At 71.7% G+C, this 22,311-nt stretch carries 21 protein-coding genes; 11 read left to right on the top strand and 10 right to left on the bottom strand.

From position 1 onward, the window contains the following. Positions 1-88 precede the first annotated feature (88 nt). The 4 genes from ACIRA5_RS14140 to ACIRA5_RS14125 all read left to right on the top strand — a co-directional run bounded on the left by ACIRA5_RS14140 (position 89) and on the right by ACIRA5_RS14125 (position 4,360). A complete protein-coding gene (locus ACIRA5_RS14140) occupies positions 89-1,174 on the top strand; it encodes an LLM class flavin-dependent oxidoreductase (protein ID WP_403690660.1) in 1,086 nt (361 codons plus the stop codon). Then, positions 1,171-1,902 (top strand): FMN reductase, encoded by a 732-nt coding sequence (locus ACIRA5_RS14135; RefSeq protein ID WP_403690658.1) that lies wholly within the window; start codon positions 1,171-1,173, stop codon positions 1,900-1,902. The genes ACIRA5_RS14140 and ACIRA5_RS14135 overlap by 4 nt, the downstream gene beginning before the upstream one ends. 253 nt (positions 1,903-2,155) lie before the next feature. After that, positions 2,156-2,890, top strand: a complete 735-nt coding sequence (locus ACIRA5_RS14130; protein ID WP_403690655.1) for a response regulator transcription factor — start codon at positions 2,156-2,158, stop codon at positions 2,888-2,890. Continuing rightward, positions 2,891-4,360 (top strand): ATP-binding protein, encoded by a 1,470-nt coding sequence (locus ACIRA5_RS14125; protein ID WP_403690652.1) that lies wholly within the window; start codon positions 2,891-2,893, stop codon positions 4,358-4,360. A gap of 31 nt (positions 4,361-4,391) precedes the next feature. On the opposite strand, the gene ACIRA5_RS14120 is transcribed toward ACIRA5_RS14125, so the two are convergent. After that, positions 4,392-6,359 (bottom strand): amino acid transporter, encoded by a 1,968-nt coding sequence (locus tag ACIRA5_RS14120; RefSeq protein ID WP_403690650.1) that lies wholly within the window; start codon positions 6,357-6,359, stop codon positions 4,392-4,394. Positions 6,360-6,975: 616 nt separating this feature from the next. On the opposite strand from ACIRA5_RS14120, the gene ACIRA5_RS14115 reads away from it, so the two are divergent. Next, positions 6,976-7,146 carry a hypothetical protein gene (locus ACIRA5_RS14115; protein ID WP_403690647.1) on the top strand — a complete coding sequence of 57 codons (171 nt, stop codon included), beginning with the start codon at positions 6,976-6,978 and terminating at the stop codon, positions 7,144-7,146. 37 nt (positions 7,147-7,183) lie between these two features. Here ACIRA5_RS14115 and ACIRA5_RS14110 read toward each other — a convergent pair whose 3' ends face one another. After that, on the bottom strand, positions 7,184-9,169 hold the full coding sequence (locus ACIRA5_RS14110; RefSeq protein ID WP_403690719.1) for an APC family permease: 1,986 nt from the start codon (positions 9,167-9,169) through the stop codon (positions 7,184-7,186). 133 nt (positions 9,170-9,302) lie between these two features. Between ACIRA5_RS14110 and ACIRA5_RS14105 the strand changes: the two genes are divergently transcribed. Then, positions 9,303-9,431 carry a hypothetical protein gene (locus ACIRA5_RS14105; RefSeq protein WP_403690644.1) on the top strand — a complete coding sequence of 43 codons (129 nt, stop codon included), beginning with the start codon at positions 9,303-9,305 and terminating at the stop codon, positions 9,429-9,431. 84 nt (positions 9,432-9,515) lie between these two features. Here ACIRA5_RS14105 and ACIRA5_RS14100 read toward each other — a convergent pair whose 3' ends face one another. The 3 genes from ACIRA5_RS14100 to ACIRA5_RS14090 form a co-directional block, all read right to left on the bottom strand. Then, positions 9,516-10,079: a hypothetical protein gene (locus ACIRA5_RS14100; protein ID WP_403690642.1), complete on the bottom strand. Its 564-nt coding sequence runs from the start codon at positions 10,077-10,079 to the stop codon at positions 9,516-9,518. A gap of 375 nt (positions 10,080-10,454) precedes the next feature. Continuing rightward, positions 10,455-11,459: a M56 family metallopeptidase gene (locus tag ACIRA5_RS14095; protein ID WP_403690640.1), complete on the bottom strand. Its 1,005-nt coding sequence runs from the start codon at positions 11,457-11,459 to the stop codon at positions 10,455-10,457. A gap of 18 nt (positions 11,460-11,477) precedes the next feature. Then, complete coding sequence (locus tag ACIRA5_RS14090; RefSeq protein ID WP_308314069.1) at positions 11,478-11,891, bottom strand: BlaI/MecI/CopY family transcriptional regulator; 414 nt, start codon at positions 11,889-11,891, stop codon at positions 11,478-11,480. Positions 11,892-12,032: 141 nt separating this feature from the next. Between ACIRA5_RS14090 and ACIRA5_RS14085 the strand changes: the two genes are divergently transcribed. From ACIRA5_RS14085 to ACIRA5_RS14075, 3 genes are all read left to right on the top strand, one after another. Then, the gene (locus ACIRA5_RS14085) at positions 12,033-12,869 is read left to right on the top strand and encodes an undecaprenyl-diphosphate phosphatase (protein ID WP_403690639.1); all 837 of its coding nucleotides are present in this window, start codon (positions 12,033-12,035) and stop codon (positions 12,867-12,869) included. An 87-nt stretch (positions 12,870-12,956) separates the two neighbouring features. Continuing rightward, positions 12,957-14,540 (top strand): glycosyltransferase, encoded by a 1,584-nt coding sequence (locus ACIRA5_RS14080; protein WP_403690637.1) that lies wholly within the window; start codon positions 12,957-12,959, stop codon positions 14,538-14,540. Continuing rightward, a complete protein-coding gene (locus ACIRA5_RS14075; RefSeq protein ID WP_403690636.1) occupies positions 14,537-15,286 on the top strand; it encodes a polysaccharide deacetylase family protein in 750 nt (249 codons plus the stop codon). The genes ACIRA5_RS14080 and ACIRA5_RS14075 overlap by 4 nt, the downstream gene beginning before the upstream one ends. A gap of 19 nt (positions 15,287-15,305) precedes the next feature. Here the strand turns inward: ACIRA5_RS14075 and ACIRA5_RS14070 are convergent, their stop codons facing one another. Together ACIRA5_RS14070 and ACIRA5_RS14065 are read right to left on the bottom strand one after the other, a co-directional pair. Next, a complete protein-coding gene (locus ACIRA5_RS14070; protein WP_403690633.1) occupies positions 15,306-15,980 on the bottom strand; it encodes a class F sortase in 675 nt (224 codons plus the stop codon). A gap of 139 nt (positions 15,981-16,119) precedes the next feature. Then, the gene (locus ACIRA5_RS14065; protein ID WP_403690631.1) at positions 16,120-16,983 is read right to left on the bottom strand and encodes a hypothetical protein; all 864 of its coding nucleotides are present in this window, start codon (positions 16,981-16,983) and stop codon (positions 16,120-16,122) included. A 377-nt stretch (positions 16,984-17,360) separates the two neighbouring features. Here ACIRA5_RS14065 and ACIRA5_RS14060 point away from each other — a divergent pair, with 377 nt between their 5' ends. After that, a complete protein-coding gene (locus ACIRA5_RS14060) occupies positions 17,361-19,175 on the top strand; it encodes an APC family permease (RefSeq protein WP_403690629.1) in 1,815 nt (604 codons plus the stop codon). A 56-nt stretch (positions 19,176-19,231) separates the two neighbouring features. Here the strand turns inward: ACIRA5_RS14060 and ACIRA5_RS14055 are convergent, their stop codons facing one another. Then, positions 19,232-19,771, bottom strand: a complete 540-nt coding sequence (locus tag ACIRA5_RS14055) for a universal stress protein (RefSeq protein ID WP_403690626.1) — start codon at positions 19,769-19,771, stop codon at positions 19,232-19,234. A 239-nt stretch (positions 19,772-20,010) separates the two neighbouring features. Here ACIRA5_RS14055 and ACIRA5_RS14050 point away from each other — a divergent pair, with 239 nt between their 5' ends. After that, on the top strand, positions 20,011-21,108 hold the full coding sequence (locus ACIRA5_RS14050) for a magnesium and cobalt transport protein CorA (RefSeq protein ID WP_403690624.1): 1,098 nt from the start codon (positions 20,011-20,013) through the stop codon (positions 21,106-21,108). Positions 21,109-21,127: 19 nt separating this feature from the next. Here the strand turns inward: ACIRA5_RS14050 and ACIRA5_RS14045 are convergent, their stop codons facing one another. Then, positions 21,128-21,733 carry a flavin reductase family protein gene (locus tag ACIRA5_RS14045; protein WP_403690621.1) on the bottom strand — a complete coding sequence of 202 codons (606 nt, stop codon included), beginning with the start codon at positions 21,731-21,733 and terminating at the stop codon, positions 21,128-21,130. Positions 21,734-21,858: 125 nt separating this feature from the next. Continuing rightward, the gene (locus ACIRA5_RS14040) at positions 21,859-22,296 is read right to left on the bottom strand and encodes a hypothetical protein (RefSeq protein WP_003974483.1); all 438 of its coding nucleotides are present in this window, start codon (positions 22,294-22,296) and stop codon (positions 21,859-21,861) included. Positions 22,297-22,311 lie beyond the last annotated feature (15 nt).

The raw sequence follows: 22,311 nt of genomic DNA, 5'->3' as shown, positions 1-22,311 counted from the left end.
GGGGGGTGGGTGGTGCGCGGAATAGCGACGGAGGGTGGATCGTTCGAGGGTATAGTTGAATTGTAAACAACCTGGAGGGTGAGCGACCATGCAGTTCGGAATCTTCAGCGTCGGCGATGTCACGGCGGACCCGACGACCGGCCGTACGCCGACCGAGGCCGAGCGGATCAAGGCCATGGTCGCCATCGCGCAGAAGGCGGAGGAGGTGGGCCTGGATGTGTTCGCGACGGGTGAGCACCACAACCCGCCGTTCGTCCCGTCGTCGCCGACCACGATGCTCGGCTATGTCGCGGCGCGGACCGAGCGGCTGATCCTGTCGACGTCGACCACGCTGATCACCACCAACGACCCGGTGAAGATCGCGGAGGACTTCGCGATGCTGCAGCACCTGGCCGACGGGCGGGTGGATCTGATGATGGGGCGCGGGAACACCGGGCCCGTGTATCCCTGGTTCGGGCAGGACATCCGCCAGGGCATCAACCTGGCCGTGGAGAACTACGCGCTGCTGCGCCGCCTGTGGCGCGAGGACGTGGTGACATGGGAAGGCAAGTTCCGCACGCCGCTGCAGTCGTTCACCTCGACGCCGCGTCCGCTGGACGGGGTGCCCCCGTTCGTGTGGCACGGCTCGATCCGGTCGCCGGAGATAGCCGAGCAGGCCGCGTACTACGGCGACGGCTTCTTCCACAACAACATCTTCTGGCCGGCCGACCACACCCGGCAGATGGTCGAGCTGTACCGGGAGCGGTACGCGCACTACGGGCACGGCACGCCCGAGCAGGCGATCGTCGGTCTCGGCGGACAGGTGTTCATGCGGAAGAACTCCCAGGACGCCGTGCGCGAGTTCCGGCCGTACTTCGACAACGCGCCGGTCTACGGGCACGGGCCCTCCCTGGAGGAGTTCACCGACCAGACCCCGCTGACCGTCGGCTCCCCGCAGGAGGTCATCGAGAAGACCCTGGCCTTCCGCGACTACGCCGGTGACTACCAGCGCCAGCTGTTCCTGGTGGACCACGCCGGGCTGCCGCTGAAGACGGTCCTCGAACAGCTCGACCTGCTCGGCGAGGAGGTCGTCCCGGTGCTGCGCGAGGAGTTCGCCAAGGGGCGCCCGGCGGATGTGCCGGACGCGCCGACCCACCAGTCCCTGCTCAAGGCTCAGGAAGTGAGCGTCGTATGAAGCTCGTCGTCGTCTCGGCGGGGCTGAGCGTCCCCTCGTCGACCCGGCTGCTGGCCGACCGGCTGGCCGCCGCCACCGGCCGGTACGCGTCCCTCGACGTCCAGGTCGTCGAACTGCGCGACCTGGCCGTGGAGATCGCCCACAACTTCACCAGCGGCTTTCCCGGGCGGGCCCTGTCCGCGGCCCTGGAGGCGGTGACGGAGGCGGACGGGCTGATCGTGGTCACACCCGTGTTCTCCGCCTCCTACAGCGGCCTGTTCAAGTCCTTCTTCGACGTACTGGACCAGGACTCGCTCACCGGCAAGCCGGTCCTGATCGCCGCGACCGGCGGCTCCGCCCGCCACTCCCTCGTCCTCGAACACGCCCTGCGCCCCCTCTTCGCCTACCTGCGCGCCGTGGTCGTACCGACCGGGGTCTACGCGGCCTCGGAGGACTGGGGTGCGGAAGGCCTGGCCGAGCGGATCGACCGCGCGGCGGGCGAACTGGGGAGGCTCATGGAAGGCCTGGGCTCCAGGGCCGGGGCCGGGGCTGTCCTAAGGGTCGATGTGGCGGACACGGCGGATGTGGCGGACATGGCGGATGTGGCGGACATGGCGGTCGCGTCGGTGGCCGTGGACACCGACACCGCCGCCGCCATCGCGCCGCGCTCGCTCGACGGGGCTCTCGCCTCCGCCCACGGGTTCACCGTCATCCCCTTCGAGCAGCAGCTCGCCGCGCTGCGGCCGTAGGGCGAGCCGGGAGAGCGGCCGTGAAGGTGGGAAGAGAGGGTGGGCCGCCACCGTCCTGCGCTTCCGGCCCACCCCCTCCGCACGGGCCGACCCCTGCCGGGGGATTCGGGGGTCCGCCCGTCCTGACATACGGGACAGACTGACCGCGCGAGGTAAGGGGCTCGCGGGAGGAGGGGTGAGAGGCGGGTAAGAAGCCCACCCTCACCCCCGCCCACCAGGTGGTCCCCGGCCGACGGCTTGGCAGACTGGTGGGGTGCCCCAGAATGTGCTGCTCGCCGAGGACGACCGTGCCATCCGCCATGCCCTGGAAAGGGCACTGACGCTGGAGGGCTACGCGGTGACGGCCGTCGCCGACGGCGTAGAGGCGCTGGCCCAGGCCCACCGCACGCCACCGGACGTCCTCGTCCTGGACGTGATGATGCCCGGAATCGACGGGCTCCAGGTGTGCCGCGTGCTGCGCGCGGAGGGGGACCGTACGCCGATCCTGATGCTCACCGCACTGGTCGAGACGGCCGACCGCATCGCGGGCCTGGACGCCGGGGCCGACGACTACGTGGTCAAGCCGTTCGACGTGGAGGAGGTCTTCGCCCGGCTGCGGGCCCTGCTCCGCCGGACCGGTCCGGTGAACGGCACCCCCGCCGGCGTACCGGTGCCGTCGCCGTCGGTGTCCGCGTCGAAGGAGGCGTCGGGCCAGATCTCCGCGGCCGGGCTGCGCATGGACATCCAGGCGCGCCGCGCCTGGCGCGGACAGCGCGAGCTGGAGCTCACCCGCACCGAGTTCGAGCTGCTCGAACTGCTCGTCCGCAACGCGGGCATCGTCCTCGACCACGCCACGATCTACGACCGCATCTGGGGCTACGACTTCGGTCCCGGTTCCAAGAACCTCGCCGTGTACGTGGGATATCTGCGGCGCAAGCTCGACGAGCCGGGGGCACCGGCGCTGATCCACACCGTCCGGGGCGTGGGGTATGTGCTGAGGGAGGACTGAGTGCCCCCCCGATGGCTCACGGGGCTGCGGCCCCGGCGGGTGTCCTCCCTGCGGGCCACCTTCACCCTGTCCTTCGCCGCCGTGGCCGCCGTGGTCACCGTCCTCGTCGGGTTCCTGAGTTACGACGCCGCCGCCCGGCTGGTGCGGGTGGACCAGCAGACCGTCTTCTCCGGGGTCGTGCAGGACCTGCGGGTCCAGGTGCGCGAGACGGCGTTGGACCCGGGTGATTTCTCGTCGTCCGACCCCGATCACGACGGACCGCTGGACGACATCATCCGGCCCGCCCGTACGGATGTGCAGGTGCTCGGGCGCGGCGGGGTGATATCGGACCGTGGGAACCCCGCGCTGCCCGTGACCGCCGCCGACCGGCGGACGGCCGCGTCCGCGACCGCGGGCAGGTGGGTGGAGCACGGGGAGGTCGACGTCGCCGGCGACCGCTACCGGGTGGCGACCGTCGCGCTCGGCGGCGGGCGGGGCGCGGTGCAGGTGGCCCAGCAGTTCAGCGACACGGAGGATCTGCTGCGGGAGCTGCAGCAGCGGACCGTGCTGCTGGTGGGGGCGGTGGTGATCGCGTCGGGGCTGTTCGGCTGGTGGCTGGCCCGGCGCATCACCCGGCGGCTGGTGCGGCTGGCCGGGGCCGCGGAGGACGTGGCGCGCACCGGGCGGCTCGGCATCCAGGTGCCGGTGGCGGGATACGACGAGGTGGCCCGCCTCGGCCGCTCCTTCGACCGGATGCTCGGCCGGCTCGCCCAGTCCGAGGAGGACCAGCGGCGGCTGGTCCAGGACGCGGGCCATGAACTCCGTACGCCGCTGACCTCGCTGCGTACGAACATCTCCATGCTGCGTCGTATCGACGAGCTGCCGCCCGACGCCCGCGAGGAGCTGGTCGCCGACCTGGCGCAGGAGTCCCGTGAGCTGACCGACCTCGTCAACGAGCTGGTGGCGCTCGCGGCCGGGCGGTCCGACACCGAGCCCGTGCAGCGGATCGACCTGGCCGATCTCGCCGAGGACGTGGCGATCGCCTCGCGGCGCCGCACCGGGCGGGACATCCTCGTCCGGGTGGGCGGTGACACGACGGCCGACGGCCGTCCCACGGCGCTTCAGCGGGCGATCTCCAACCTGGTGGAGAACGCGGCCAAGTTCGACCGCGAGGGCAAGGCGCCGATCGAGATCGCGGTCACCGGTCCGGTGCGCCCCGGCGCCGGGGTGGGCGGCGGTCTTCCGGGCAGCGTCCGGATCGAGGTCCTCGACCGGGGTCCGGGCGTGGTCGAGGGCGATCTCGTCCGGGTCTTCGACCGTTTCTACCGCGCCGCCGACGCCCGCAGCCTGCCCGGTTCCGGGCTCGGTCTGTCCATCGTCCGTGAGGTGGCCACCGGCCACGGCGGAGCGCCTTTCGCCTTCCGGCGGGAGGGGGGAGGCGCGGTCATCGGGTTCACGGTGAGCGCGGACTACCCGACGGAAGAGGACTGACGGGCGGACGGGCGGGGTGAGGTCACCGTGACTAGCCGACGTGTACGCGCGGTCGGCGGGAGCGGTCGGGTTCGGCCTCGCGCAGGACCTCTCGGGTGACGGGGGCGACCTCGCCCTGGCCGAAGAGGAAGAAGCGCATGAAGTTGGTGAAGGGGTCGCCCTCGGTCCACTCGAAGTAGATGTGCGGGGTGCAGCCGGTGCGGTCGCGGACGTACAGGAGCAGGGCGGCCAGGGCGTTGGGGATCGAGGAGGACTCCAGGGTCAGGACGCGGTAGCGGCCGTGGAGCACCTCGCCGCGTACGGTCAGGCCCGCCTCGAACTCCGAGGGGTCCAGGACGGTGACCTCGACGAAGACGAAGTCCTCCTGGGCCGGGAGGTCGTTGTCGGCGCGGATCTGCTCGATCTTCTCGCGGTACTCGGCCTTGTCGCGGTTGTCGGGTTCGTTGGCGATGAACCGGATCCGGCGGCTGGCTATGTCGCGTACGAACCGGTCCGCCATGTCGTCCAGGCTCACGCTGGTCACCCGCAGTTCGAAGGCGCGGGCCAGCCGCGAGAGCAGCGAGACGAGGATGATGCCGGCGATGAAGCAGGCGCCGATCTTGACGCCGTCGGGGCGTTCGATGACATTCACGACGGTCGTGTAGAGGAAGACCGCGGAGATGACGGCGAAGGCGATGGTCCAGTTGCGCTGGCCCGCCTTCCGCGCGGCGATGGTCACGGCGATCGCCGCGGAGCTGATGAGGACGAGGACACCGGTGGCGTAGGCGCCGCCCTGCGCGTCGACGTCGGCGTCGAAGATCCAGGTGACCAGGAACGCGACCAGGATGAAGACGATCACCATGGGGCGGACGGCGCGTGCCCAGTGCGGGGCCATGCCGTAGCGGGGGAGGTAGCGGGGCATGAGGTTGAGCAGTCCGGCCATCGCGGAGGCGCCCGCGAACCACAGGATGGCGATGGTCGACACGTCGTAGACCGTGCCGAAGGCGCCGCCGAGGTATTCGTGCGCGAGATAGGCGAGGGCGCGACCGTTGGCCTGGCCCCCGGACTTGAACTCCTGCTCCGGGATGAGGAGCGTGGTGATGAAGCTGGTGAAGATGAGGAAGACACTCATGATCACGGCGGCGGTGGTCAGCAGCTTCTTGGTGTCCCGGATGCGGCCGGCCGGCTTCTCGTCGGTGTCGGTGGCGTCGCCCTGGACGTGCGGCATGACGGCCACGCCGGTCTCGAAGCCGGAGAGGCCGAGGGCCAGTTTGGGGAAGACCAGGAGGGCGACCCCGACCATCGCGAAAACGTTTCCGTGTTCGGTGGTCAGGGCGCTGGTCCAGTCGGCGATCACATGCTCGGCCGTCGCCACGTGCCACAGGCCCACGATCACGACCACGACGTTGAGCGCGAGATAGATCCCCACCAGGACGACGGCGACGCCGATCGCCTCCAGGAAGCCCTTGAGGAACACCGCGCCGAGCAGGGCCACCAGGATGAGCGTGATCAGCATCTGCTGGTCGTGCAGCGTGCTGGTGAGATGGGGGTTCTCGACCAGGTGGGTGGCGGCGTCGGCCGCCGACAGGGTGATGGTGATCAGGAAGTCGGTGGCGGCGAAGCCCAGCAGGGTCAGGACGAACAGCTTGCCCTTCCAGAACGACAGCAGCCGCTCCAGCATCGCGATCGAGCCCTCGCCGCGCGGGCTCTCCTCGGCCACCCGCCGGTAGACGGGCAGTGCGCCCGCCAGGGTGACGATGACGAGCACGATGGTCGCGACGGGCGAGAGGAGTCCGGCGGCCAGGGCCGCGATGCCGGGCTGGTAACCCAGTGTCGAGAAGTAGTCGACGCCGGTCAGGCACATCACCCGCCACCAGCGCTGCCCCTGGTGCACGGGCTCTGGCACGGCGTGCGGGCTCTGCGGGGTCTTGCCCATGTCGGACAGTCCCTGGAGCATCCAGGCACGCAGCCGGCTCGCACCCGTCGTACCTCTGGTACGAGCGTGGTCGGTGGTGGCCATCGGGGTGCTCCTGACGTGCTGCCCGGCGTGATGCCCATTGTGATCCGATTGTGGGCAATGGGGGAGAAAACGGCAGGTCGGGTGGACATTGCGGCGAATGGGGGACGGCGGTGCGGTCGCAGAGGTGGCAGCCCTTGGTCCGGCACCGCGGTCCGGCACGTGGTCCGGCACTCCGGTCCGGCGCTCGGTCCGCCCCCGACGACGAGAATGCCGTGCTTTTCGCACACGTGGTCGGCCGACGGCGTCAAGGCCGCGTCAAAGTCGTCCGGTGCGACATCAGGGGCCCATCAAGGTCCGGTGCGGGTGAGGTGAAGCGGTCGCAGACCGGGCGCGGCACGGGGGACACGGACGAGCGTCCGTGGCGTGCCGATGGCGGGGCTCGTGGCTGTCACGGCCGGTACCACGCACAGTCCTGCGGCGCGAGCCGCGACCACGCACAGTCCGGCGCGAGCCGGGACCCTCTGAGCGCCACCGCGCGGGGCGAGCGCCCCCTCCGGGGGTGGGCACCAGCCTCGGAGGGGGCGCGGGGGACCGCGATCGAGACGCCCCCGACGCGCCGGGCGGCCCCGAAGCCCCAGGCTCCTCCTGCGCCTCGCACCCCGAAGAGCCGCCCTGGATGACGGCGCTGGACCAGGTGACGGACATCAACCGGCGGCACTTCACGGCGGCGGTCCGCGCGGGCCGCTTCGAGGCCACCGGACTGCTCCCGTGGACGTGCGGTCTGCTGCTCGGCGCGGGTGCGCTGATCCTGCTGGGGCCGCGACCGAGGCTCGCCGGGTTCCGCTGAACGGGGGTCTTCTGAACGGGGGTGTGCCGTGGGCGCGTCACCGGCGCCGGGTGCCCGCCCGGGGCGCGGGCCCCTGCGGTTCCCCCCGCCGGAAGGATCCCGGCGCCCTGGCCGTGGGCCGGTCGGCGTGGGCCGAGGACGTCAGCTGCCACGGCACACTCGTGACCATGACCCCCGGGGTGAACAGGAGCCGGTTCTTCAGCCACAGCGCCGACTGGTTGTGCAGAAGGTTCTCCCACCAGTGTCCGACGACGTACTCGGGGATGAAGACGGCGACGATGTCCCGCGGGCTCTCACGGCGGATCGAGCGGACGTACTCCACGACCGGCCGGGTCACCTCGCGGTACGGCGAGTCGATGATCTTCAGCGGGACGTCGATGCCGTACTCCTCCCAGCGCCTGAGCAGCGCCGCCGCCTCGTCTCGGTCGACGGAGACCGTCAGGGCCTCCAGCCGGTCGGGGCGGAAGGCGCGCGCGTAGGCGAGGGCACGGAGGGTCGGCTTGTGCAGGGTGGAGACCAGGACGATCCCCAACACGCGTGAGGGGAGGGTGAGTTCGCCCTTCGGGTCGGCCACCGCCAGTTCCGCCGAGGTGGCGTCGTAGTGGCGCCGGATGCCGCGCATCATCACCCACAGCACGATCGCCGCGAGTACGGCGAGCCACGCGCCCTCCGTGAACTTGGTGGCCAGCACGATCACCAGGACCAGGCCGGTGACGACCGAGCCGAGTGCGTTGATCACGCGGGCCGTGTGGTGGCGGCGCCGCAGGGCCGGGTGGCGTTCCGTGTGCAGCTCGCTGTTCCAGTGCCGGACCATGCCCAGCTGGGAGAGCGTGAAGGCGGTGAACACGCCCAGGATGTAGAGGTGGATGAGGCTGGTGACATTCGCCTTGAAGCCCCACAGCAGCAGCGCCGCGACGACCGCGAGCGCCAGGATGCCGTTGGAGAAGGCGAGCCGGTCGCCCCGGTTGTGCAACTGGTGGGGCAGATAACGGTGTTGGGCCAGGATGGACGCGAGCAGGGGAAAGCCGTTGAAGGCCGTGTTCGCCGCCAGGATCAGGACCAGCGCGGTCGCCGCCTGGATGACGTAGAAGCCGACGCTGTGCTCGCCGCCGAAGACCGCAGCCGCGATCTGCGCGATCACCGTGCGCTGGGTGTACGAGCCGCAGTCGCCGGTGAGTCCGGTCAGCCGGCACGCGTTGTCCGTGATGTGCACCTTGGTGATCAGCGCCAGCGCGGTGACGCCCACGAACATGACGATCGCGAGGGCGCCCATCGCGGTCAGTGTCTCGGCCGCGTTCCTCGACTTGGGCTTGCGGAAGGCCGGTACGCCGTTGGAGATGGCCTCCACCCCGGTCAGCGCCGTACAGCCGGAGGAGAACGCGCGCAGCACCAGCATCAGCAGGGCGAGACCCGTCAGGTTCGCGTCCGAGGGGTCCGGCGTGACGCCGTAGCCGGCGCTCTCGGCGACCGGCGCGTCCCCGAGGGCGTAGCGGATCAGGCCGGTGACCACCATGACGAGCACACCGCTGATGAACAGGTACGTCGGTGCGGCGAAGGCGCGTCCCGACTCCCGGACGCCCCGCAGGTTCATCGCCGTCAGGACCGCCACGAAGCCGATCGCCATCAGAACGCGGTGGTCGGCGAGGCGTGGGACGGCGGAGATGACGTTGTCGACGCCGGAGGCGACCGAGACGGCCACCGTCATGACGTAGTCGACGAGGAGCGAGGCGGCGACGACCAGTCCGGCGGTCGGGCCGAGGTTCGTCGACACCACCTCGTACGAGCCGCCGCCGCTCGGGTAGGCGTGCACCACCTGGCGGTACGACAGCACCACGACCGTCATCAGCGCCACGACCGCGGCAGCGATCCACGGGGTGAAGTGCAGGTAGGCAAGGCCGCCCAGGGTGAGGACCAGCAGGATCTCCTGGGTCGCGTACGCCACCGAGGACAGCGGGTCCGAGGCGAAGATCGGCAGGGCGAGCCGCTTGGGCAGTAGCGTCTCGTGCAGCTCTTCGCTGCGCATGGCCCGGCCGATCACCAGCCGCTTGAGGATCCCCGTGACGTTGAACACGGGCGGAGGGTAAGCCGCAGGAGGGGCCGGGAGGGGGCCCGACACTCACTTCGGCCTGCTCCTCCCTCGGAGGTCGCGCTCCACGGTGACCGTCGTCCAGTCCGCGCGCATCCAGTCCGCCGGGCCTGACATGGTGGTGTCCGCGCTGGGCGCGGTGATACCGGCGCGTGCGGCGGCCCGGCAGACCATCGCCCGGGTCCTGCGCAACGAGTGACGGCCGCGCCGCGTCGGAGGGGCCTGGTTCAGTGAGCCATGTCGGCGAGGACGGGCGCAGGTCCCCCTCCGCGCGACCTCTCGCTCACTCCAGCCCCGACACCCTGAAGACCGTCAGGGCCGTCTCGCGGTCGATCCGCTTCGAGACGCGGTGCAGCGCGCTCTGCCCGCACGAGAGCGTGGAGCGCCGGGCGGACAGGCGCGCGTCCTCGTCGAGGCGGCGCCACAGGGGCGGATTGGCGACCAGGACCCGGGGGTCGATCTCGACGCGCGCGCCGAACGTGTCCCGCAGCACGAGCCGCTGGCCGACTCCGTCCAGGCAGCGCACCGACACCAGGTGGTCGGTGCGCACCAGCCGTGAGCGCAGCAGTCCGCGCGAGACCAGCCAGCCCTCGCCCGCGGAGACCCGGGTGGGGTACAGCACGAGAAACAGCAGCACGGCGAGCGCGGCCCACAGGGTGGCGCGCGGCGCGGAGAGGGTGCCGACTGCCCAGTCGATGAGCAGGAGAAGGGCGAGGAGCACGGCGGCGCAGCGGATCGAACTGCGTACGTCCTGGGCCCAGAAGTGGTCGCGCGCGACTTCCGCGGAGGGTGGGGCGGGTGCGTCGACCGCGGTGCGCGCGTTGGTGCGGCGGTTGCGGCGTTCCATACGACCGACGGTAGAGACCGGGGAGGCCGGAGGCAGCATGCCTTGACGGGTCTCTGATGACTTGGGCGTCAAGGATGCGACAAGAGGCGTCGGCCGCCGCTACGAGGCAAAGGCGTCGGCCGCCGCTACGAGGCCCGAGCGGCCCGGCCTCCCGCGGCCCATCGCCCGAGCACCGGCTCCGCGCCGCGAGGGTGCGGGCCGGGAGGCACGGGGTCTGGCCGTGGCGGGCGGTGGGGCGCGTGGAGCCGGGTACGGGTTCGGCCCCTGGGGCGACCGGGTCGCCTCCCGCACGTCGGCACGGCATCAGCAGACGACTCGTCATGGCCCGCCCCTGTCACCCGTTTTCACTCGGCCTATGCCTCGACGACGACCGGTTCAGCCGAAGGGCAGGGCGGTGTGTTCGGACCTGTCCTGGTCGAGGTGATGCGGGCCGTGATGGTGCGCGATGCCGACCACCTCGAGGAGGTCGTGCAGGTCGCGGGTGGCGGCGACGGTCGACATCATGGTGAGGATCAGGCACGCCGTCGTGACGAGGGCGAGCCCCGGACGGCGGGTGAGCGGCGGGGCGAGGAGGGCGGCGACCCGGCGGGGGACCGGGCCCGCGCCGGCGAGCGGTCCCCGTCGGCCGAGGACGCCGCGGAAGCCGAGGGTGGAGAGGCGGGGGACGGGGGCGTGGTGGGCGGCCAGGGCCGCCTTGCCGACCGCGCGGGCGACCCGGCGGCGGTCGCCGGTGGCGCGGGCGGCTTGTTCGTCGGCCCAGCGTTCGACGGTGTACGTGACGGCGGTGGCGAAGGGCCGCAGGAGGGGGTTGGCGGCGGCGCCCAGGCCGGCCAGGGCCACGAACAGATAGTGGTGGGCGGCGAGATGGGCGCGCTCGTGGGCGAGCAGGATGTCGTGCTCGGCCTTGTCCAGGGTGCGCAGCATGCCGGTGGAGACGACGACCCGCCCCGGCAGCCCCGGCAGCGCGTACGCGTCCGGCGCCTCGTCCTCGACGATGACGAGTCCGTCCGGCGTGGGCATGCACGCGGCGTCCCAGACGGCGGAGGCGAGGGAGCGGGCCCGGCGCCACAGCATCCGCGCCGCGGTCAGCAGCGCGCCGCCGAGCAGGAGGCCGGCGAGGAGCGCGACCGGCGGTTCGGCGGGGTCGTTGAGCTGCGCGGTGCGGGCCGACCAGTGGCCGAGGCCGGCGAGGAACGGGACGCCTATCAGACCGGTGATCGCCAGTAGTCCCAGCGAGACGGTGGTCGCCACGCCCAGGATCAGCGCGGAGGCGGTGAGCAGCCAGGTGGCCAGGCGCGGTTCGCAGCGTTCGGAGAGCGGGCGGGCGCCGAGGGGCGCGATCACGGACAGCAGCAGCGGCAGATAGACGGCGATACGCATCCGGGCGGGCTCCTTGTCCTACCGGTCGGGGTCCGCGTCGGGTCCCAGCAGGTGGCGCAGCAGGTCCGCGTCGGTGTCGGACAGGCTGTCGGCGAAGCGGGCGAGCACCGCCTCGCGGTCGGGGCGCTCCTCGAGCACGGTGCGCATCCGGCGGGCGGCGAACCCGGGGTCGTCGGTCACGGGCGCGTAGGCGTACGCCCGTCCGCGCCGGGTGCGGGTGAGCAGCTGCTTGGTGTGCATCCGGGTGAGGATCGTGACCACGCTGCTGTACGTCAGCTCGCCCCCGAGCCGTTCGGCGACCTCGCCCGGGGTGAGCGCGGCCTCGGCCTGCTGGAGCACGCCGAGGATCTCGGACTCCCGCTCGCCGTTGGCCCGCTTGGAGCCCCGAGCCTGTGAATCGCGTGAATCGCGGCCCATGGGTTTGTCGTTCACCCGTCCATCTTCTACAGTCCTGTAAAACTTGAACTTCTACGGCGGTGTAAATGCTGCCGTGGTCCGAGTCTGCCATGTCTCGCCGTGCGCCCGTGCCCCGGGGGACACGTGCTCGCCCTGTTCACCGCAGAGATGGATCCCATGAGTGCTATCAGCGTCGGCCAGGCCGCCATACTCGGAGTCGTCGAGGGAGTGACCGAGTTCCTCCCCGTCTCCTCCACCGGCCACCTCAAGATCACCGAGGGGCTGATGAACATCCCGGTCGACGACACGGCCGTGGTCGGCTTCACCGCCGTCATCCAGGTCGGCGCGATCGCCGCCGTATTCGTGTACTTCTTCAAGGACATCGTGCGGATCGTCTCCGCGTGGGGCCGGGGGCTGCGCGACCGTGAGCAACGGCAGCACCACGACTACAAGTTCGCCTGGTGGGTCATCTACGCCACCATCCCGATCGTGATCGTGGGCCTCGCCGCCAAGCCGCTCATCGACGGGGCGCTCGGCTCCCTGTGGGTGGTCGCCGTCTCGCTGATCGTCGGCAGTGGCGCGATGTGGGCGGCGGACCAGATGGGGCGCCACAAGCGCGGCGAGGACGACACCACCTTCAAGGACGCGATGCTGGTGGGCTGTTCACAGATCCTCGCCCTGCTCTTCCCGGGCTTCTCGCGCTCCGGCGCCACGATGTCCACCGCGCTCGTCCTCGACCTGGACCGGGTCGCCGCCACCCGGCTCTCCTTCTTCCTCGGCATCCCCGCCCTGACCGGCGCCGGTCTGTACGAGTTGAAGGACGCCGTCGGTGCGGGGGTGGGCGCCGTGCCGCTGGCCGTCGGCACCGCCGTCTCCTTCGTCGTCGCCTACGCGTCGATCGCCTGGCTGCTGAAGTTCGTCGCCAAGCACTCCTTCAACGCCTTCGTGATCTACAGGATTGTCGTCGGCGTGCTGCTTCTCGGGCTGCTGGGTGCGGGAGCGCTCAACGCCTGAGGGTTCAACGCCTGAGTGCTCAGCACCTCACCGCCGAGTCGGTGACGTCCCCCGTCATGCCCTCACCACTCTGGAGGCTGATCCGCTGTGCCCCACTCCGACAGTCCCACCCGCATCACCGTCATCTCCGCGAGCATGGGGGCCGGGCACGACGGCGCCGCCACCGAACTCACCCGCCACCTCACGGCGGCGGGCTTCCTCGTCGACCGCCACGACTTCCTCGACCTGCTGCCCGCCCGCATCGGAAAGCTGCTCTCCGGCGCCTACCTCCGGCTGCTGACCTGGGCCCCCGCGGGCTACCAGCGCATCTACGCCGCCACCGAGCACGAACGACGCCCCAACCCCGCCGTACGGGCCCTGCTGCGCGGCGCCGAACGCCACACCCTCGCCACCGTCACCCCCGACACCCGCGCGGTCGTCTCGACCTACCCCGGAGCGAGTCAGGTCCTCGGCGCCCTGCGGCTGCGCGGCCGGCTCGCGATACCGGCCCTGACCTACCTCACCGACTTCTCCGTCCACTCCCTGTGGGTGGCGCCCGGCATCGACGCCCACCTCGCCGCCCACGCGATACCCGCCGCCCAGGCGCACGAGCAGGGCGCGGCGGGCGTCACCGTGACCGGCCCGATGACCGACCCGCGCTTCACCCCCGCCGACGAGGACGAACGGCGTGCCGCCCGCACCCGTTTCGGCCTTCCCCCGGACACACCGCTCGCCCTGCTGGTCGCGGGCTCGTGGGGGGTCGGGCCCGTCCGGGAGGCCGCCGCGGAGATCCTCGGCACCGGGGTCGCGCTGCCGGTCGTCGTCTGCGGACGCAATCACGCGCTGGCCGAACGGCTGCGCGCGGACGGCATCGCCCACGTGCACGGCTGGGTGGACGACATGCCCGGCCTGATGCACGCGTGCGACGTCCTCGTCCAGAACGCGGGCGGGCTCACCTCGCTGGAGGCGCTCGCGGGCGGACTCCCGGTCGTCAGCTACCGCTGCATACCCGGGCACGGCCAGACCAACGCCGCCGCGCTCGACGAGGCGGGCCTCGCTCCCTGGATCCGCGAGCCCGACCAGTTGGCGCCGGCCCTGACCGAACTCCTCCACGGCCCGCGCGGCCGGGCGCAGCGCGAGGCGGGCCTGGCCCTGTTCACCACGGCCCCCGGCCCCGTACCGGCCGTCACGGCGATGACCCGCGGCCCGCTGTCCGCCGCCACCATTCCGTCCCAGCGCCGCCCGGCCGACGCCCGCGCCGGGACTCCCGGACCCCGGGCCGGAGTTCGGACGGCGATACCGGGTCGCCCTGGTGCCGTGCGGCCCGGGACCCCGGGCCGCCGGACCGGCGGACGGCTCGGGCTGCCCGCGAGGCCTGGGCGGCCGGTCGCCGCGCGGGCCGCCGTCGACTTCGAGACGTCCCGACTCCCGACCGCCGTACCGGCCGACGCGCTGGCCGCCGTACCGGCCGACGCGCTGGCCGCCGTACCGGCCGACACGCTGCGCCGCCCCGTTGCCGCGCGGTTCGCCGTCAGGTCACGGCAGGCCCGGCGCCGTACGGTCCTCATGGTCGCCGCCGTCGCCGCCACCCTCTCCCTCGGTATCGGCGCCCCGCTCGCCTACTCCTACGGGGAGTCCCCCGGCCACCGCTTCGGTGCGCTCACCCACTACCTGGAGGACGACGACCGATGAGGTCAGGCCCGGGCCGGTCGGCCCGTACCGTTCGGCGGGCCGGGGCGATCGCCCTGCCCGTGCTCGCCGCCGCGCACGCCGCGCCGGTGATCTCCACCTTCGGCCCGCTGCGCAACCGGACCATGCCCCGCCTCGCCGGCCGCGGCCGCCCCGACCACGTCGCGCTCACCTTCGACGACGGGCCCGACCACCTCTCCACCCCGCACTTCCTGCGGCTGCTGGACGCCCGGGGCATCCGGGCGACCTTCTTCCTGCTGGGCTCGATGCTGGCCCGCTCGCCCCGCCTGGCCGAGGAGATGGCCGCCGCCGGGCACGAGATCGGCATCCACGGCTGGCACCACCGCCCCCTGCTGCTGCGCGGCCCGCGCGCCACGTACGACGACCTCGCCCGGGCCCGCGACGCCGTCGCCGAGGTCACCGGCCGCCCGCCTACGCTGTTCCGGCCGCCGTACGGAGTGATGAACACCGCCGCCCACCTCACCTGCCGCCGCCTCGGGCTGACCCCGACGCTGTGGACGGCCTGGGGCGAGGACTGGCGCAGACGGGCCACCCCGGACTCCGTCCACCACACCGTCACCCGCGATCTGTCCGGCGGCGGCACCATCCTGCTCCACGACTCGGACTGCACCTCGGCCCCGGACTCCTGGCGCACCACCCTCGCCGCCCTGCCCCGCGTCCTGGACACCTGCGAGACGCACGGCTGGCGCGTCGGGCCCCTGCGCGAGCACGGAGTTCCTGGCCTCTGACACGTCACGGGCCGTGAGGTCAGACGAGGTGGGCGAAGACCACCAGGTTCTCGGTGTAGTCCTTCGCCGAATGGTCGTAGTCGCCGGCGCAGGTGATCAGCCGGACCTCGGCGTCGCGGGTGTCGGCGTACACGCGCTTGTCGGGGAAGTCGTCCTTCGGATACGTGTCGGCGTTGTCTACCACGAAGGTGGCCTTGCGCCCGTCGGCCCTCTTCACGGTGAACCGGTCGCCCTTCTCCAGCTCCCTGAGGTCGGCGAAGACGGCCGGGGAGGTCGTCGTGTCGACATGACCGGCGATGATCGCGGCGCCCGGCTCACCGGGAGACACGCCCTTGGCGTACCAACCGACCAGGTTGGTGTCGTCGGCCGTCGGAGGCTGGAGCTTGCCCTCGTCGTCGACGGCCAGTTCGGTGAACGGGGCGTCCACGTCGATCTTCGGGATGAGCAGCCGCGTCGGCTCGGACCGCGGCAGATGCTTGCCCAGCGGCCGGGCCGAGGACGACGGTGCCAGCGCCGCGGCATGGGGCTTGGCCGAGGGGTCGGAGGGGTCGGAGGGCTTGCCGTGGCCGCCGAACAGGCTCAGCGCCAGGACCAGGATTCCGGCGCACCACACGTACAACGGCACGCCGGGCCGCGCGCCCTGGAGCGGCGTCACGGAATGGGGCTCGACAGGGGAGGACAACCGGGATGCCATCGGGCACCACCTCACTGGAACACGTACGGGACAACTCACTGGGTTACGGCGGCGGAGCCGGCGCGGACGGGGGGCAACCAGCCGGGCCGCCACGCTGTGCGCAGGAGGCGGCCCGGGCTGCTATGTCGTCAGGCATGGATCAGGACAGGCCGTCCGCCGCACGCTTGCGGCGCACCACGTAGACGCCCGCACCGGCGAGAGCCAGGACCGCCAGCCCACCGGCCGTCGTACCCGGCATGGCGAGCGCACCGCCACCCGTGTGCATGCCGCCGCGGGGCTTGTCGCGCTCCGAGTCCGAGTCGTCCTTGCCACGGCCCGAACCCGAGTCGTCCTTGCCGCGGCCTGAACCCGAGTCGTCGTTGCCCTGGTCGCCCTTATCGCCCTTGTCGCCCTTGTCCTTGTAGGTCTCCGGGTCGAACTTCTCGTCGTCCTTGTTCCAGTCGTCACTGCGTACGGCGCTGAGGGCACCGCCGCCGGTGTGCATGCCGCCGCGGGGCCCGCGGCGCTCGGAGCCGGAGTCGTCACCCTTGCCGTGGTCCGAGCCGCCCTTCTTGCCGTGTTCGGAGCCGGAGTCGTCGCTCTTGCCGCGGTCGGAGCCGGAGTCGTCGCTGCCCGAGTCCTCGCCGCGTACGGCGCTGAGGGCACCGCCGCCGGTGTGCATGCCGCCGCGGGGCCCGCCGCGCTCGGAGCCGGAGTCGTCACCCTTGCCGTGGTCCGAGCCGCCCTTCTTGCCGTGTTCGGAGCCGGAGTCGTCGCTCTTGCCACGGTCGGAGCCGGAGTCGTCCCGGCCCGAGTCCTCGCCGCGCACGGCGGTAAGAGCACCGCCACCCGTGTGCATCCCCCCGTTCGGCTTGCCGTGCTTGCCCTCCTTGTCTTGCTCCTTGCTGTAGGAAGAGTCATCGTGGCTCCCGTCACCCGCCGTGGCGGCGAGGGCGCCTGGTGCGCCGATCGCGAGAGCGGCCGTGGCCGTCGCGGCGGCGAGGAGCATGCGGGCAGATCGCATCTTCGGAGTCCTTCCGTCGCAGCCAGGCAGCTGACACTGCGTCAGCTCGTGAGAACCCGACCCCGACGTGATCCACCGTCAGTCCGCCGGGCTCCGCGCACCACTCGAGCCGCTCACCTGGCGCACCCCGAGGTCACGCCCACTCAGGCCCGTTCGACCGGCCGATGGCACGTCAGACTGCACTGACCTGCTGTTTCGTCAGGGGCGAGCGGGCGTGTCCCCGCCCGCACCGCGCTTCGGGTACTACCCGATCGGCGGCAACACGACTGCGCGTCCCGCGCCTTCGGTCCGCGTCGGTCCTGGCGCGTCCTTGCCCCGCCACACCGCACCGAGCCGGTCACACTGACCTCAGACACCCCCACCCCCGCGAGGTCCCCATGGCGTACGGCCTGGCCCGCCGCGAACTGCGGCCGAGAGTTCCGCTGCGGCACGGGGAGGGCGAGAAGTACCACCTGACGAGCGTCGAGGGGCTCGCCGCGCTCTCCCTGGACGCGCTGAGCTCGGTGGCGTACGGCCCCGAGGCGATCGTGCTCGTACTGATCGCCGCCGGGACGGGCGCGCTGTCCGCCACGTTGCCGGTGACGCTCGTCATCGCCGGACTGCTGGCGGTGCTCGTCGTGTCGTACGGACAGGTGATCGCCGTGCATCCGGACGGCGGCGGCGCGTACGCGGTGGGGAAGAAGGATCTCGGACCGACCGTCAGCCTGCTCGCGGCGGCCAGCCTCGTCGTGGACTACGTGCTGACGGTGACGGTCAGTCTGGCGGCGGGCGCGGCCAGCCTCGCCTCCGCGTTCCCGGTGCTCGGCTCGCACCTGCTCGCGGTCTGCCTGATCGGGCTCGCCCTGCTCACGGCCGTGAACCTGCGCGGTGTGGCCGAGAGCGCGCGGGTGCTGATGCTGCCCACCGCGCTGTTCATCGTGAGCATCCTCGGCATCGTCGTGCTCGGTCTGGTGCGGGGCCATCCCGTGGCGGCCGTCGGCACCGCCCAGCCCGTCCACACCACCGAGGCATTGAGCGTCCTGCTGCTCCTCAAGGCGTTCTCCTCCGGCTGCTCCGCGCTCACCGGAGTCGAGGCCATCGCCAACGGCGTGCCCTCCTTCCGCGAGCCGCGCGTCAAACGCGCCCAGCGCACGGAGCTGATGCTCGGCGCACTCCTCGGTCTGATGCTCATCGGCATGGCCCTGCTGATCCGCCGCGACGATGTCGCCCCGCGCGGCGGCGTGACCGTACTCGCGCAGCTGACGGCGGGCGCGTACGGGACGGGATGGCCGTACTACGCGACCAATCTCGTCGTCACCCTGGCCCTCGCCTTCGCCGCGAACACCAGCTTCGGCGGTCTGCCCGTCCTGATGAGCCTGCTCGCCAAGGACCACCGGCTGCCGCACCTCTTCGGGCTGCGCACGGAACGGCCGGTGTACCGCTGGGGCGTGGTGACCCTCGCCCTGCTCGCGGCCGTTCTCCTGATCGCCGTGGACGCCGACACCCACCGCATGATCCCGCTCTTCGCGATCGGCGTGTTCATCGGCTTCACCATCAGTCAGACCGGTCTTGTGCGGCACTGGGCGGGGCAGCGACCGCACGGCTGGCTGCGGCGCGCGGCCCTCAACGGGGTCGGCGCGGTACTGACCGCCGTGGCGGGCGTCGTCCTGCTCACCACCAAGTTCCTGGAAGGAGCCTGGGTGGTGGTCGTCGCCATCCCGCTGCTGATGCTGCTGTTCGCCCGCATCCAGCGCTACTACACGACCGTCGGCCGGGAACTCGGACTCGGCGAGGTCCCGCCGCCCGTGCGCGCCGGCGACTCCCTCGTCATCGTGCCGGTCGGCGAGGTCAGCAGGCTCACCCAGCACGCGCTGTCCGCCGCCCGCGCCCTCGGCCACGAGGTGGTCGCCGTCGCCGTACACGCCGACCCGGCCAAGGTCCGCACCCTCAGGGAGAGTTGGGACCGCTGGAACCCGGGCGTACGCCTGGACGTCGTCGACAGCCCGCAGCGCTCCCTGGTGGAACCGATCGTCGACTACGTCCGCAGGGCCGAGGAGGGAGGACGGCAGATCGCCGTCCTCATCCCCGAGGTGGAGCCCCTCCACCGCCGCTATCAGATCCTGCAGAACCAGCGCGGTCTGCTCCTCGCCGCCGCGCTGCGGGCCCGTACGGACGTGGTCGTCTGCGTGGTGCCCTACCGGCTCAGCCTCTGAACCGGCCGCCGGGCCAGGGCCTGATCCCGAAGAGGGGCGTAACACCCCCGGGTCGCTCAGGACCTGTCCTCGGTCAGCTCCCGTGCGTCGAGCGGCAGCCACAGGCGGATGCGGCGGTGCACCGAGGCGAGCGCGCGAGACAGGGGCGCGGGCGGCAGGGCCAGCACCGGGCAGACGGCGTGCGTGAGGCAGTACCGGGCGACGGACGGGAACAGCCACCGGTGCAGCCTTCCCCGGCGCCCCGGGCCGACCACCAGCAGGTCGTCGGCCAGGGGCGCGGTCTCGACCAGCGCCCGCCCCGGTGTGCCCCGTATCACAAGACCCCGGTACGGGACCCCGGGCCCCGCGGCGCCGAAGGCGGTGTCCAGCGCGGCGAGCAGCCGCCGGCCCGCGTCCAGCCGCAGCGTGGCCGTCGGCAGTGGACCGAGCGCACTGCGGTGGGCGAAGTCACCGCCTGGCGGCTCCCAGGCGATCACGACCAGCAGCTCGGCTCCGCCGCGCCGGGCCTCGGCGGCGGCCCGGCGCAGGGCCGCCAGGCTCCCCGGCGAACCGCTCACTCCCGCGACCACGCGTGGTCCCCGCTCTTCCTCGCCCATCGCTCGCGCACTCCTCGATGTCGGTCCACACCCGTACCCAGCGGCCATCGAAGGGCCGCAGGAGGGCGGCGGACCGCCGCGTTGGCGCGGGCCTGACGGCGCGGGCGTGATGTATGACGCCCCCCTGACACCGCGGGGCCGGGCGCGGGGCGCACGCTCGAACCGGGCCCTGACGTCGGTCTTACCCCCTGCTGGCACACTGGCCGTCCATTCCGGGAAATCCGGGGAAGGAGCACCGCATGTCGATGGTCGGCAACCTGCGCAAAGTCGCCCGTCTGGCACGCGGCGGACGCCGGGTGGACCTGAGTCACCCCGCCCGCTCCCCGCTCGGCTCCGCCGTCGTCGACTGCGTCATCTACCGCGACGGTGTCCGCCAGGAGGCCGCGCCCAGCGTCGAGGAGTCCCTCGCACGGGTCCGCAAACGCGGCGGCCAGGGCTTCGTCTGGCTGGGGCTGCACGAGCCGACCGAGACGGAGTTCGCCCGGGTCGCCGAACTGTTCGGGCTGCACCCGCTCGCCGTCGAGGACGCGGTCCACGCCCACCAGCGCCCCAAGGTCGAGCAGTACGGCGACGTCCTGTTCGCCATCTTCAAGACGGTCTCCTACGTCGAACACGCCGAACTGACCGCCACCAGCGAGGTCGTGAACACCGGCGAGATCATGGTCTTCGCAGGCCCCGACTTCGTGGTGACCGTACGGCACGGACGGCACGGCTCCCTCGGCCCCCTGCGCGAGGACCTGGAGGGCGAGCCGGAGCAGCTGGCCAAGGGCCCGGCCGCGGTGCTGCACGCCATCGCCGACCATGTCGTGGACGACTACCTGACCGTCACGGACGCCGTCCAGGTCGACATCGACCAGGTGGAGATGTCCGTCTTCTCACCCCGCGGTGCCAAGGGTGCCGACGCCGGCCGCATGTACCAGCTCAAGCGCGAACTCCTCGAATTCAAACGCGCGGTGGTCCCCCTCGGCCGCCCTCTCCACATGCTGGCGACCGAGCCGATGCGCCTGGTCGCCCCCGAGATACAGGCGTACTTCCGTGACGTCGCCGACCACCTGTCCCGGGTCACCGAACAGATCGCCGCCTTCGACGGCCTCCTCGACTCCATCCTCCAGGCCCACCTCGCCCAGGTCTCCGTCGCCCAGAACGAGGACATGCGCAAGATCACGGCCTGGGCCGCGATCATCGCCGTACCGACGATGGTGTGCGGCGTCTACGGCATGAACTTCGACCACATGCCCGAACTCCACTGGCGCTTCGGCTACCCCCTGGCCCTCACGGTGATTGCCGTGTCGTGCTTCGTCATCCACCGGGGGTTCAAGCGCAACGGCTGGTTGTGACCGCGGCTGTGCCCAGGCCCTAGGGACGCGGTTCCTCGTAGGGGATGCGGCTCAGGTGCAGGACCTTTCCCAGCGTGCCCCACTCGTCGCCGCCGAGCTTGGTGAGCGGGAGCAGATGTGCGGAGCCGGGGCGGCCCTCGACGATGTGGTCCGCGTGCACCGCCGCGAGGAGCACCCGTCCGAAGACGAGGGTGGAGTTTCCCATCCGCAGGGTGGTGTGCGAACGGCACTCGAGAACGACGGGGGAGGCCGCCACTCGGGGCGGTCGTACCCGCAGGCTCGGTTCGCGGTCGATTCCCGCGAAGTCGAATTCACTGACCGACCGGGGGAAGTCGGTGGCAGTGGCGTTGATCAGGTGCAGCAGCGGTTCGGAGGAGAAGTTGACGACGAACTCCCCGGTGTCCTCGACATTGCGCAGGGAGTCCTTGCGGCCGATCGAGGTGAACTGCACGACCGGCGGGTCGGTACTGGCGATGCTGAAAAAGGAGTGCGGGGCGAGGTTCTCGGTCGAGCCGTCCGGTGTGACGGTGGAGATCCATGCGATCGGACGAGGGATGACGACCGAGGTGAGGAACCTGTAGAAGTCGTCCCCGCGCATGGCTTCCGGGTCGAAATCGACGCGCATGGAATTCAGTATCCGCCGGTCCCGACCGGTATGCGCGTCATGCGGGCGATGTCCGTCATGCCCGTTGTGCGGGCCGTTCCCGGGCGGGACCCGAAGGCCTCGCCCGTGTCACGGAGAACCGGAGATCAGGGCCACACCAGGCAGTACGGCTGATGGCCCGCCTCGTGCAGGCGGTGGCTGAAATCCTGCCATTCGTGGAGGAGCTGGTACACGTTGAAGGCGTCCCGCGGGCCTCCGCGGTCCGGGACCGTCGACCAGATGAAGGCCGCCGCGCCGACCGCCTCCTCGCCGATGCCCCGCAGGGGGTCGACGACGGTCATGGGGAGCTTCACGACGGCGTAGTCGGGGTGGAGGACGACCAGTTCCAGGGGCGGGACCTTGTGGAGAGGGACGCCCTCGATGCCGGTGAGGACCATCGCGGCCATGGTCTCCGGCTTGATCTTGGTGAACATGCCGTTCATGCCGAGCTCGTCGCCGCCGAGTTCCTCCGGGCGCATCGAGATCGGCACGCGGGCCGCCGTCGCGCCGTCCGGCGCGCCGAAGTATTTGTAGGTCACCCCCACCCGGCCACCATTCCC

The sequence above is a fragment of the Streptomyces sp. NPDC096311 genome (assembly GCF_044763085.1).
Taxonomy (GTDB): domain Bacteria; phylum Actinomycetota; class Actinomycetes; order Streptomycetales; family Streptomycetaceae; genus Streptomyces.
The sequence above is the reverse complement of the archived record's forward strand: the minus strand, read 5'-3'. Positions and strand labels throughout refer to the sequence as shown.

What these genes read in the sequence shown, in the direction of transcription:
- ACIRA5_RS14140 (WP_403690660.1), top strand. Translation starts at nt 89, where the DNA reads ATGCAGTTCGGAATCTTCAGCGTCGGCGATGTCACGGCGGACCCGACG.
- ACIRA5_RS14135 (WP_403690658.1), top strand. Translation starts at nt 1,171, where the DNA reads ATGAAGCTCGTCGTCGTCTCGGCGGGGCTGAGCGTCCCCTCGTCGACC.
- ACIRA5_RS14120 (WP_403690650.1), bottom strand. Translation starts at nt 6,359, where the DNA reads ATGGCCACCACCGACCACGCTCGTACCAGAGGTACGACGGGTGCGAGC.
- ACIRA5_RS14115 (WP_403690647.1), top strand. Translation starts at nt 6,976, where the DNA reads ATGACGGCGCTGGACCAGGTGACGGACATCAACCGGCGGCACTTCACG.
- ACIRA5_RS14110 (WP_403690719.1), bottom strand. Translation starts at nt 9,169, where the DNA reads ATGCGCAGCGAAGAGCTGCACGAGACGCTACTGCCCAAGCGGCTCGCC.
- ACIRA5_RS14100 (WP_403690642.1), bottom strand. Translation starts at nt 10,079, where the DNA reads ATGGAACGCCGCAACCGCCGCACCAACGCGCGCACCGCGGTCGACGCA.
- ACIRA5_RS14095 (WP_403690640.1), bottom strand. Translation starts at nt 11,459, where the DNA reads ATGCGTATCGCCGTCTATCTGCCGCTGCTGCTGTCCGTGATCGCGCCC.
- ACIRA5_RS14085 (WP_403690639.1), top strand. Translation starts at nt 12,033, where the DNA reads ATGAGTGCTATCAGCGTCGGCCAGGCCGCCATACTCGGAGTCGTCGAG.
- ACIRA5_RS14075 (WP_403690636.1), top strand. Translation starts at nt 14,537, where the DNA reads ATGAGGTCAGGCCCGGGCCGGTCGGCCCGTACCGTTCGGCGGGCCGGG.
- ACIRA5_RS14070 (WP_403690633.1), bottom strand. Translation starts at nt 15,980, where the DNA reads ATGGCATCCCGGTTGTCCTCCCCTGTCGAGCCCCATTCCGTGACGCCG.
- ACIRA5_RS14065 (WP_403690631.1), bottom strand. Translation starts at nt 16,983, where the DNA reads ATGCGATCTGCCCGCATGCTCCTCGCCGCCGCGACGGCCACGGCCGCT.
- ACIRA5_RS14060 (WP_403690629.1), top strand. Translation starts at nt 17,361, where the DNA reads ATGGCGTACGGCCTGGCCCGCCGCGAACTGCGGCCGAGAGTTCCGCTG.
- ACIRA5_RS14055 (WP_403690626.1), bottom strand. Translation starts at nt 19,771, where the DNA reads ATGGGCGAGGAAGAGCGGGGACCACGCGTGGTCGCGGGAGTGAGCGGT.
- ACIRA5_RS14050 (WP_403690624.1), top strand. Translation starts at nt 20,011, where the DNA reads ATGTCGATGGTCGGCAACCTGCGCAAAGTCGCCCGTCTGGCACGCGGC.
- ACIRA5_RS14045 (WP_403690621.1), bottom strand. Translation starts at nt 21,733, where the DNA reads ATGCGCGTCGATTTCGACCCGGAAGCCATGCGCGGGGACGACTTCTAC.